Raw genomic sequence first — 9,800 nt, 5'->3', positions numbered from 1 at the left:
ATCAACCCCCTGGGCTACGTGCCGATGCTCGAGCTCGACGACGGTACCCGCCTGCGCGAAGGTCCCGCCATCCTGCAGTACATCGCCGACCTTGCCCCCACCAAGAACCTCGCGCCGGCTGCCGACGCGCCACCGGCTGCACGCTTGAAAGAAGCGGGCACGGTGATCGTGAGCAAGACCACGATGCCGGACTACGGCATGCTGTCCTCGGGACTGTCGAGCTTCCACACGCTTGCGCGCAATCCCTGGGACCTGCGCCTGACGCCCGGCGGCTCCAGCGCGGGTGCCGGTGCCGCCACGGCAGCGGGCTACGGTCCCCTGCACCTGGGCACCGACATCGGCGGCTCGCTTCGCCTGCCCGCGAGCTGGTGCGGCATCTTCACGCTCAAGCCAAGCCTGGGACGCGTGCCCATCGACCCACCCTACATGGGCCGCGCGGCAGGACCGATGACGCGCACCGTGGGCGACGCCGCGCTGCTGATGCAGGCGCTGGCTAAGCCCGACGCGCGCGACAGCATGAGCCTGCCGGCGCAGGACATCGACTGGGCGAGCTTCGACGTGGCGCCCGACCATCTGCGCGGCCTGCGCTTCGGGCTTCTGCTCGACGCCGGCTGCGGCCTGGCGGTGGAGCCCGAGATACAGGCGGCGGTCGAGCAGGCCGCGCGCCTGCTCGAGAAGGCCGGCGCCATCATCGAGCCGATGCAACCCTTCATGTCGCAGGCCATGCTCGACGGCATGGACCACTTCTGGCGCATGCGCTCGCTGGTGGACATGAAGAGCCTGCGCGCCGACCAGCGCTCCAGGGTGCTGCCCTACATCCGCGAATGGGCCGAGAGCGCGGCGGAGTTCAGCGGCGAGCACGTGTTCCGCGGCTTCAGCCAGTTCCATGCGACGCGCGTGGCCGCCGTGAGCGCCTGCGCGCGCTTCGACTACGTGATCTCGCCCGTGTCGCCCAACATGCCCGCGGCGGCCGAGGCGCCCTCGCCCACCAACGACCCGCTGCGGCCGCTGGAGCACATCGGCTTCACCGTGCCGTTCAACATGTCGGAGCAGCCGGCTGCTTCGGTGAACTGCGGGTACTCGGCTTCGGGCCTGCCGATCGGCCTGCAGATCGCCGGCCAGCGCTTCGATGATCTCGGCGTGCTGCGCGTGTCGCGCGCCTTCGAGCAGATCCGCGAACCGCAGCGGCCCTGGCCGTCGCCGCCCGGCCGCTAGCGAGACAGCTCAGGTCGCCGCATAGCGCCCCGGCTTGTGGTTGATCCAGAGAAAGAGCCCCATCACCACCGCCGCCAGCACCGACCAAGCCACCCGCTGCGGCGGAATCACGAACAGGGCGAGCAGCACCACCGTGCAGTCGATGCCGATCTGCACCTTGCCGGCAGGCCAGCCGCGCTTTTCCTGCAGGTACAGCGTGAGCACCGTCGCGCCGCCCAGGCTGGCGCGGTGGCGGGCGAGGAACAGGCAGCCGGTGCCCAGCATCAGGCCGCCGAGCACGGCCGCGAAGGCCGGGTGCAGGGAATCGATGGAGAGGTAGCGCGGCGCCAGGTCGGTCATCACCGAGAGCAGCGCGATGGCCGAGAAGGTCTTGAGCGTGAACACCCGGCCCATGTGGCGCCAGGCGAACCAGTAGAACGGGAGGTTGACCAGGAAGAACAGCTTTCCGAAGCTCGCGCCGGTGGCGTAATGCAAGAGGAACGCAATGCCGGCCGTGCCGCCGGTGAGCAGGCCCGCCTGCCCGAACAGCATCATCGCAATGGCGACGAAGAGCGTGCCCGAGAAGATGGCCTGCGCGTCGTCGAAGCGGGTGTGGCGCAGCAGGCTGGGCGAGGAGGTCGTGGGAGGTGGCGCATCCATGGCCGAGGCTGACGCAAATCCCGCGCCACCCCTACATCAGATGCGTTGCCAGCATCTCCCTGGCCCGGGTCACGAACGCGGTTTCCCCCTTGCGCCCCGGCAGAAACTGGAAGGCGACGCGCGGCAGCGCCGGCAGGCCGTGCGGCGGCGCCAGCCGCGTCACGCCGTCGCTGATCGCGGACTCGTTCAGGCAGGCCACGCCCAGCCCCGCCGCCAGTGCCGACTGCAGGCCCGCAACGCCCGAGGCGACGTGCGCCAGCGCATAGGGCACGCGGCGGCGCCGCAGCAGCGAAACGGTGAACTGGTGCAGCGAGCAGGTGTCGGGCAGGGCCAGCAGCCGCAGCGGCTCCCCACGCACGAGCCGCATGCCCTCCGCGCCGAGCCACACCAGCGATTCGCGCCTGAGCACCGCGCCACGAGCCTCCGGCGCGGAGGCCCCGGCGATGTTCATCGCGATGCCCACGTCGAAATCGCCGTGCGCATAGGCCGAGCGCAGCGCGTCGCTCTTCAGGATGCTGACGTGCAGCCGCACCTTCGGATAGCTCTCGCCGAGCCGCCCCAGGAGCCGCGTCAGGTCGCCGGGACGGAAGTAGTCGGTGACCGCGAGGCGCAGCTCGCCCTGCAGCGTCTCGCCGTGCAGGTCGCGGAATGCCTCGTCGCTCAGCGCGAGGATGCGCCGCGCATAGCCCAGCAGCCGCACGCCCGCCTCGGTGGGCGCAACACCCGCCTTGCTGCGCGTGAGCAGCGACTGCCCTGCCCGCTCTTCCAGCTTGCGAATCTGCTCGCTCACCGAGGACTGCGAGAGGAAGACACGCGGCGCGGCCGCCGTGAGGCTGCCCGCGTCGACGACGGCGGCCAGCGTGCGCAGTTGCTCCAGGTCGAACCCTTGCATGGTCAATCCATCCGTTTATCCGATGAAACACATCATATCTTCCCGCTTTTCCGATGACCAGCCGGCTCCCAGAATCACCCCATCGACAACCCATTCATCCAAGGAGTCCGCCATGCCCCACATCGTCGTCCACCTCTCCGGCCAACCCGACGCCGACCTCACCCGCAAGACCGTCGACGCCGTCGCCGAGCTCACGCAGAGCGTGCTCGGCAAGCAGCTGCCGGTCATCGCCATCACCGTGCAGTACATCGCCGCCGACGCCTGGTTCATCGGCGGCCAGTCGCTGGCCTCGCTGGGCAAGTCGGCCTTCCATCTCGACATCAGCATCACCGACGAGACCAACACCAAGGCCGAGAAGGCGCGCTACCTGCACGAGGTGCACGCGGCCATGGCGAAGATCAGGCCGGACCTGCACGAGGTGTCTTACATCCACGTGATCGACGCGCGCGGCGCGGCCTACGGCTACGGCGGCAGGACGCAGGAGTACCGCCACCAGCAGGCCGGTGTCTAGAGCCCGTCGTTGAAGCATCACGGAGGGCATGGCACCATGCGCCATGCCCTCCGGAACCCCCACGAACAACGCCCCGCACTTCGCCGACAGCCTCGGCAACCCGCTCAGCCTCGACGATGCCGCCAGCCTGCCGCTGGTCGACGACTTCGTCATGGGATTCATCTCCAGCGAGGCGCGCGCCGTCAACCTGCTTGCGGCGGCCGACGCCGACGCGACCCCCATCGTGCAGGCCTACTGCGCCACGCTGCACCTGTTCGCCGAATCGCGCGAGGCTGCTGCAAACGCACGACCATTTCTTTCCAAAGCCCGCGCCGGCGCCGCGCGTGCGACGCCGCGCGAACAGCGCTACATCGCGGCCATCGAGGCCTGGGCCGAAGGCGACATCGCCAGCGCGATCGCACTGCATGCCGAACAGGCCCGCGAGCATCCGCGCGACCTGGTGTCGGTCAAGCTGGGCCAGTACCACTGCTTCAACACCGGCGATTGCCCCGGCATGCTGAAGCTCGCGCTGGCGGTGCTGCCGCATGCGGCCGACGTGCCCTACGTGCACGGCATGGCGGCTTTCGGCTACGAGCAGTGCCACCTGATGCGCGAGGCCGAGACGAGCGCACGCCGCGCCATCGCCATGTGCCGCAAGGAGCCGTGGGCGCACCATGCGCTCGCGCATGTGATGCTCACCGAGGGCCGGCTCGCCGAGGGGCTGGCGTTCATGCAGAGCGTGAGCGACACCTGGACCGGCCTCAACTCGTTCATGGTCACGCACAACTGGTGGCACATGGCACTGTTCCTCATCGACCTGGGCCGCGACGCCGAAGCGCTCGCGGTGTACGACGAGCATGCCTGGGGCGTGGTGAAGGACTACTCGCAGGACCAGATCGGCGCTGTCTCGCTGCTCGCACGGCTGGAGCTCGCGGGCATCGACGTGGGCGGGCGCTGGGACGACGTGGCCGGCTACCTGCGGCAGCGCCAGGCCGACCACGTCTTGCCCTTTCTCGACCTGCAGTACCTCTACGGCCTGGCGCGCGCCGGGCGCCCCGAGGCGGAGGTTCTGCTGCGCAACATCGTGGCCTTCGCGCCGAACGCGCCGGCATCGACGCGCGCGGCATGGCAGCGCGTGTGCGTGCCGGCCGCGCACGGACTGGTGGCGCATGCGCGCGGCGATCTCGCGGCAGCCATCGAAGGGCTCGGCACTGCCCTGCCGCGCATGATCGAGATCGGCGGCAGCCACGCGCAGCGCGACCTGTTCGAGCAGGTGTATCTCGAGGCGCTGGTGCGCAGCGGCACGGAGGCTTCGCTGTCCGCCGCCCAGGGCATCCTGCAGCAGCAGCTCAATGGCCAGCCCGAGTCGCTGCGCCTGCGCCGGCAGACGGCGGCGGTGTATGCCCGGCTCGGCCTCGGGCAACTGGCCGGAGGCATCGCGGCGCGCGACTGAGAAGAGCTGTGCAGCGGTCGCGGCCCCGGCGGGACGAAGCCGGCTGGCTCAGCCCTTGTCCTTCAGATGCCGTGTCTGGTCGTAGGTCGGTTGCGGCGGCAGGTCGGCCAGATGGCGCGTGTCGGCCCATTCGACGATCTCGATGTCGTCGGGCCGCTGCGGATCGGCGATGCGGATGCGGTTGAAGCCCGCGTTGGGAATGTCGCTGCGGCGCGGCCCGCTCAGGCTCAGGCCCCTGGCGGTGCGCCACACCATGTCGAGCACGCCGCCGTGCGTGACGACGATCAGGTGCCGGCCCCGGTGTTCCGAGGCGATGTTGCCCAGCGCCGCGATGATGCGCGCGTGGAACTCGCGCGGCGTCTCGCCTTCGGGCATGGCGTGGTCTTCGCGGAACTCCAGCCACTCTTCCCAGGCGCGGGGATGCAGGCTCTGGATCTCGTCGGAGCGCATGCCCTCGACCACCCCGAAGAACTGCTCGCGCAGGGCCGCCGACGTGGCCACAGGCAGCGAGAGTTGCTGCGCCCCGGGCGCGGCGGTCTGCTGCGCGCGCATGAGGTCGCTGCTGAAGATGTGCTGCACCGCGGTTTCGCTGGCCAGCCGCAGGCCGAGGCGGCGGGCCTGCTCGTGGCCCATGTCGTTGAGCGGCACATCGGCGTGCCCCTGAAAGCGCAGCTCGCGGTTCCAGGCGGTCTCGCCGTGGCGGATGAGGATCAGGTCGGTGGTGGTGTCGGGCTTGGGCGTTGGCATTGCCGCCCATTTTCCACCGTGCGCGTGACGCTCAGCGAATTGCCCCCGCCGCCTGTTGCACCACCGCCACCACGGTGCCGGCCGCGGGCGCCGCGCCAAGTCGCATCGGCGACGGCGTGAGCAGCGCCAGCACCCAGGCGATCACCACGCCGCCGACGATGGCGCAGACCACCACCACGGCGGTGTACGCGATGGCCTTGTCGGGCGGGCACTTCATGAGCACCGGCAGGCCGGTGTAGAGCAGGTAGATGCCATAGAGCGCCGCCAGGGCTCCCAGCACCGACAGCGAAGGCAGCAGGCTGAACACGCCGCCGACGAAGGCTGCCGTGCTCGCATAGGACGAGAGCTTGAGCGCGCCGATCTGGCTCCTGGTGCCCTCGAAGGTGGGCGCCATCGCGTCGATGATGAGCGCGAGCACGAACACCATCACCAGCGACAGCACATAACCCACGATCATGTTCGCGAGCCCCGAGGCCAGCGGCACGCGAAAGCTCACGCCGAAAGCGCCGATGCCGATGAGCGACAGGCCGATGAAGCTGGCCACCGCGGGAATCAGCGCGAGGATCATCACGTAGTTCTTGTAGAGCGATGCGGCGTCGGCCGGCTCGGCGTCGATCTCGGGCCAGGTGGCCTTCGGCTTGAGCAGGATGGCTTGGACGCGTTCTACAAGACTCATTGCGGGGTTCCTCGGCATGGGCTTTCGAGTATGTCGGCGGCGCCCCGCGATGGCTGCTGGCCATGAGGCCTATGCCATGACCTATGCCGCTGCGCCCACGGCCGCAATCGCGCAGAATCCTTGCCCATGCCCAACCTGATCCTGCTGCCCGGCCTCGCCTGCGACGAGCGCATCTGGGAAGCCCAATTGCCCGCCCTTCCCTCCGCCTTCGGCGCCCGCGTGAGCGACGTCCAGCGGCACAACGACACCATCGAGGGCATGGCCGTGGCCGTGCTGCGCGACAACGAGGGCCCGCTGGTGCTCTGCGGCGCATCGATGGGCGGCATGGTCGCCATGGAGGCCGCCCGCCAGGCGCCGGGGCGCATCGCCGGGCTGGCGCTGCTGGGCACCAGCGCGCGACCCGAGACGCCCGAGATGTTCACGCTGCGCGAGGGCGCCATCGAATACTTCGAACGCGGCGAGCTGCGCGACGTGATCGAGCCGAACGTCTATTTCGCCTTCCATCCCGCGCAGGCGGCCGACGAAGCGCTGGTGCAGCGCTACCTCGACATCGTGCTCGGCGCGGGTGCGCGGCAGCTCATCAGCCAGAACCGCGCCGTGATGCGCCGGCCCGACGCGCGCCTGCATCTCGCTTCGGTGCGCGCTCCGGTGCTGCTGATGTGCGGCAACGAGGACAAGCTCGCGCCCCCCGAATGCACCACCGAGATGGCCGCGATGCTGCCGCAGGCCGAGGTGGTGTGGGTGCCCGACTGCGGCCACATGCTGACGATGGAAAAGCCCGACATCGTCAACGCCGCGCTCAACCGCTGGCTGGCGAAGAACTTTCCCGCTGCCATCGCCGCCTGAACCTGGACCTGAACCTGAACCCTCGCGGCCGCTCAGTGCAGTTGGCCGCCGGTCTCGGCGATGTCGTGCTCCACGGCCAGCGAGGTGCTCACCGCGATGCGCAACGCCTTGACCATGGTTTCGAGCGACATGCTCGGCGCCCCCGGGAAGCGCGCCGCCTGCTCCGGCAGGTAGGGAATGTGGATGAAGCCGCCGCGCAGCCCCGGCACCGGATGCGTCGCGATGCGATGCATCAGCCCGTAGAAGATGTGGTTGCAGACGAAGGTGCCCGCGCTGTTCGACACCGAGGCCGGCACCCCGGCCGCGCGCAGCTCGCGCACCATGGCCTTGATCGGCAGCGTCGAGAAATACGCGGCGGGTGCGCCCGGCACCACCGGCACGTCGATGGGCTCCTGCCCCTTGTTGTCGGCCGTGCGCGCGTCGTCGATGTTGATGGCGACGCGCTCCGGCGTGAACTCCGCGCGCCCGCCGGCCTGGCCGATGCACAGCACCAACTGCGGTTTGAGCTCGTCCATGGCCGCCAGCAGGGCATCGATGGCGTCACCGAAGACGCACGGCACCAGGCGCGCATGCACCGTCGCGCGGCCCACCTTCCAGCCGTCGAGCGCGCGCACGGCATCCCATGAGGGGTTGAGCACCTCCTGCTCGAAGGGCTCGAAACCCGTGAGCAGCACGCGCAGCGGCGTAGTCGATGAGGGGGAAGGCGGCGGTGGTGCTTTCGGTTTCCTGGGCATGGCGATGTCTTGCAGCACCCCGGAAGGTACTGCAAGACGCCGGCTGGCGCCTCGGCCCTTTCCTTCTCCCTACTTCTTGGGCGTCAGGTCGAGCGGGTTGGCCGGCAGGTCGGTGCGCACGGGCTCGGGCTTCTGCTCCAGCTTGCAGTCCTGGTCCTTGAAAGGGCCGGCCACGCGGACCCAGTCCGGGCTGATCGGATTCTGCGAGCACAGGACCTTGCCGCTTTCCTTGTTCTTCAGCAGATAGAAGCCGCCGCTGGGCTGAGCGAGCGCGGCGCCGCACATGGCCAGGCTGGAGAGGCCGGCAAGGACAGCAGCGTGAAGGGCTTGTTTCGTCATGTTCATGCTCCTGATTCCGTTAGGGGGCCGGCGCTGTCACGAGGCTGTTCGCCAGCGCGACCACCAGATTGCGGGCCTGTGCCACGATGGAGTCGCGGCGGCCCTCGAAGGTTGCGTCGGTGATCTTCCCGTCGCTGCCGCTGCCGAAGACGGTCATGACAGGCGTGTGGATATGGCCGGCCGGAATGCCGAGCTTGAAGGTGTCGCGCATCAGGGTGTTGCGGTAGGCGCTGGCATTGGAGAGGTAGTTGCCGCCGCCGCCTTTCAGCGCGCAGTTGGTCTCCAGCGGATTCGGCGGAGCCACCAGCGCTGCCGCGGCAGCCGCGTCGTTGTAGTTCTTGTCCGCCACGTTGAAATCCACGCCCGGCGTGCTGAATGCGTCGATCGCCGCCTTCACCGCCGCCTGTGCCGCATCGTAGGCCGAGGCCGCGTCCGAGGCCGCCTTCGTGCAGGGCCCCACGGTGTAGGAATCGCGGCGCACCACCGCCCAGCCACCCGTCTTGTTGGTGTCGGTGTTGAGGATGCCCGCGCCGGTGTTGGCGTCGATCAGCTTCTGGAACGGCAGGGTCGCGACCGTGAATTGCGGCGACGCGTCCCGTTGCCAGGGCTTGGCCGAGTAGCCCACCCAACGCTCCGGCGGAAAGATGTCGCACTCCAGCGAGGACGGGAGTCCCCCGGCGTCGGAGCACGGCGGGTTCAGGTTGTCGTTGCCCGGGAAGGCGGCGTAGTGATAGCGGCCGTTGTAGTGCTCCAGGTCGAACTCGCCGCCGCCCTGGCTCATGCTGACGGACGCATCGACCCGCTTGGGGCCCGGCTTGAACCAGGGACCCAGCGCGTCTTCCTGCATGCCGGCGATGAAGGGGCCGTAGTTGACGGGCAGGATGAAGGTGCGGATGACCGCAGTGGTGCCGTCGGCCAGGGGCACGGTATTGCCGTCCAGCGACAGGATGGTCGCGCCCGAGGGGTTGCCGATGCGGATCGAAAGATTGCCGTTGGTGCCCGCCTTGCCCAGGGTGAACGGATCGAAGCCGCTCACGAGGATGCGCTTGTATTTCGGTCCCTCCGGGAAGTCGATGGCGTACTGCCCGCGCGAGGCCTTTTCGAACTCGACCTGCAGGGCGGCACGCTGATCGTCCGTCAATGCAAAGTCGGGCTTCCACTGGCGCAGCGCCAGCGTCATGGTGAGGCGGGCCCAGTAGAGCATCCGGTCGTCGCTCCTGGGCAGCGTGCCCTGCACGACGCGCCCCTGCACACGGTCGAGCGCCGCCTGCCAGAGCTTCTGGCCTTCGGTATGCAGCAGGGTCACGGCGTCGTCGTAGGTCGAGGCGCCTGCCAGGCCATTGCTGCAGAGCTTTGCGGCGAAGTCGGAGCCGAACTTGTCGAAACCGCTGGCCTGCAGCAGCTGCTGCGAGAAGCTGAGGGCGTCGCTGGCCGACAGCTTGTTGGGCAGGCGCTGTTCCTCGTAGGAAGGCTGCACGGTCGTGTCCATGGCGCACTTGGCCTGGATCGCCGGCAGCGCGGGCGACGGCGCAGGGGGTGCCGGCGGCGCCGCAGCACGCGCATCGCGTTCTCGAAGGCGGCGGGCGTCAGCACCTTGTCGATGGTGAGGCGCTCGCGCGCGATCCGCACCGCCTGCGCGCCGGTCTGCTCGGCGATGCGGATGCGGTCGGCCGTGACCGCCGGCGGCGTGGCCCCGCCCGGCACCGTCATCCCCAGAGCCTCGGCAATGCAGGCCATGGTGCTGGCCGTGCCCATGACCGAGCAGGTGC

Annotated in this window: 11 protein-coding genes and 1 pseudogene; 4 read left to right on the top strand and 8 right to left on the bottom strand. The window is 69.3% G+C overall.

Annotated features, from left to right (window positions below; genetic code table 11):
* Nucleotides 1-1,215, top strand: a 1,215-nt coding sequence (locus QMO14_RS31685; RefSeq protein ID WP_301512033.1) for an amidase, incomplete at its 5' end; no start/stop codon positions are given.
* A 9-nt stretch (nucleotides 1,216-1,224) separates the two neighbouring features.
* Here QMO14_RS31685 and QMO14_RS31680 read toward each other — a convergent pair.
* Nucleotides 1,225-1,854, bottom strand: coding sequence for a YitT family protein (locus QMO14_RS31680; RefSeq protein WP_301512032.1), 630 nt, complete (start codon nucleotides 1,852-1,854; stop codon nucleotides 1,225-1,227).
* A 31-nt stretch (nucleotides 1,855-1,885) separates the two neighbouring features.
* Nucleotides 1,886-2,746 carry a LysR family transcriptional regulator gene (locus tag QMO14_RS31675; protein WP_301512031.1) on the bottom strand — a complete coding sequence of 287 codons (861 nt, stop codon included), beginning with the start codon at nucleotides 2,744-2,746 and terminating at the stop codon, nucleotides 1,886-1,888.
* Between the two features lie 112 nt (nucleotides 2,747-2,858).
* On the opposite strand from QMO14_RS31675, the gene QMO14_RS31670 reads away from it, so the two are divergent.
* A complete protein-coding gene (locus QMO14_RS31670; RefSeq protein ID WP_301512030.1) occupies nucleotides 2,859-3,257 on the top strand; it encodes a 4-oxalocrotonate tautomerase in 399 nt (132 codons plus the stop codon).
* A 43-nt stretch (nucleotides 3,258-3,300) separates the two neighbouring features.
* Nucleotides 3,301-4,689, top strand: a complete 1,389-nt coding sequence (locus QMO14_RS31665) for a tetratricopeptide repeat protein (RefSeq protein WP_301512029.1) — start codon at nucleotides 3,301-3,303, stop codon at nucleotides 4,687-4,689.
* 48 nt (nucleotides 4,690-4,737) lie between these two features.
* On the opposite strand, the gene QMO14_RS31660 is transcribed toward QMO14_RS31665, so the two are convergent.
* Together QMO14_RS31660 and QMO14_RS31655 are read right to left on the bottom strand one after the other, a co-directional pair.
* On the bottom strand, nucleotides 4,738-5,436 hold the full coding sequence (locus tag QMO14_RS31660; RefSeq protein ID WP_301512028.1) for a histidine phosphatase family protein: 699 nt from the start codon (nucleotides 5,434-5,436) through the stop codon (nucleotides 4,738-4,740).
* Between the two features lie 31 nt (nucleotides 5,437-5,467).
* Complete coding sequence (locus QMO14_RS31655; RefSeq protein WP_301512027.1) at nucleotides 5,468-6,112, bottom strand: Yip1 family protein; 645 nt, start codon at nucleotides 6,110-6,112, stop codon at nucleotides 5,468-5,470.
* A 126-nt stretch (nucleotides 6,113-6,238) separates the two neighbouring features.
* Here QMO14_RS31655 and QMO14_RS31650 point away from each other — a divergent pair, with 126 nt between their 5' ends.
* On the top strand, nucleotides 6,239-6,958 hold the full coding sequence (locus tag QMO14_RS31650; RefSeq protein WP_301512026.1) for an alpha/beta fold hydrolase: 720 nt from the start codon (nucleotides 6,239-6,241) through the stop codon (nucleotides 6,956-6,958).
* Nucleotides 6,959-6,990: 32 nt separating this feature from the next.
* Here QMO14_RS31650 and pcp read toward each other — a convergent pair whose 3' ends face one another.
* The 4 genes and pseudogenes from pcp to QMO14_RS31630 form a co-directional block, all read right to left on the bottom strand.
* A complete protein-coding gene (gene pcp, locus QMO14_RS31645) occupies nucleotides 6,991-7,692 on the bottom strand; it encodes a pyroglutamyl-peptidase I (RefSeq protein WP_301512025.1) in 702 nt (233 codons plus the stop codon).
* A 69-nt stretch (nucleotides 7,693-7,761) separates the two neighbouring features.
* Nucleotides 7,762-8,031 carry a hypothetical protein gene (locus QMO14_RS31640; protein ID WP_301512024.1) on the bottom strand — a complete coding sequence of 90 codons (270 nt, stop codon included), beginning with the start codon at nucleotides 8,029-8,031 and terminating at the stop codon, nucleotides 7,762-7,764.
* 19 nt (nucleotides 8,032-8,050) lie between these two features.
* Nucleotides 8,051-9,520 carry a hypothetical protein gene (locus tag QMO14_RS31635; protein WP_301512023.1) on the bottom strand — a complete coding sequence of 490 codons (1,470 nt, stop codon included), beginning with the start codon at nucleotides 9,518-9,520 and terminating at the stop codon, nucleotides 8,051-8,053.
* Between the two features lie 62 nt (nucleotides 9,521-9,582).
* Nucleotides 9,583-9,800, bottom strand: a pseudogene (locus QMO14_RS31630) (dihydroxy-acid dehydratase); the annotation flags it as partial.

Source organism: Variovorax sp. CAN15 (assembly GCF_030462475.1).
Classification (GTDB): domain Bacteria; phylum Pseudomonadota; class Gammaproteobacteria; order Burkholderiales; family Burkholderiaceae_C; genus Variovorax.
Note: the sequence above shows the minus strand (reverse complement) of the source record. Positions and strands in the feature narration are given on the sequence as shown.

Coding starts and splice junctions, on each gene's coding strand:
- QMO14_RS31635 (WP_301512023.1), bottom strand. CDS start 9,520: ATGGACACGACCGTGCAGCCTTCCTACGAGGAACAGCGCCTGCCCAAC.
- QMO14_RS31655 (WP_301512027.1), bottom strand. CDS start 6,112: ATGAGTCTTGTAGAACGCGTCCAAGCCATCCTGCTCAAGCCGAAGGCC.
- QMO14_RS31670 (WP_301512030.1), top strand. CDS start 2,859: ATGCCCCACATCGTCGTCCACCTCTCCGGCCAACCCGACGCCGACCTC.
- pcp (WP_301512025.1), bottom strand. CDS start 7,692: ATGCCCAGGAAACCGAAAGCACCACCGCCGCCTTCCCCCTCATCGACT.
- QMO14_RS31650 (WP_301512026.1), top strand. CDS start 6,239: ATGCCCAACCTGATCCTGCTGCCCGGCCTCGCCTGCGACGAGCGCATC.
- QMO14_RS31640 (WP_301512024.1), bottom strand. CDS start 8,031: ATGACGAAACAAGCCCTTCACGCTGCTGTCCTTGCCGGCCTCTCCAGC.
- QMO14_RS31675 (WP_301512031.1), bottom strand. CDS start 2,746: ATGCAAGGGTTCGACCTGGAGCAACTGCGCACGCTGGCCGCCGTCGTC.
- QMO14_RS31680 (WP_301512032.1), bottom strand. CDS start 1,854: ATGGATGCGCCACCTCCCACGACCTCCTCGCCCAGCCTGCTGCGCCAC.
- QMO14_RS31665 (WP_301512029.1), top strand. CDS start 3,301: ATGCCCTCCGGAACCCCCACGAACAACGCCCCGCACTTCGCCGACAGC.
- QMO14_RS31660 (WP_301512028.1), bottom strand. CDS start 5,436: ATGCCAACGCCCAAGCCCGACACCACCACCGACCTGATCCTCATCCGC.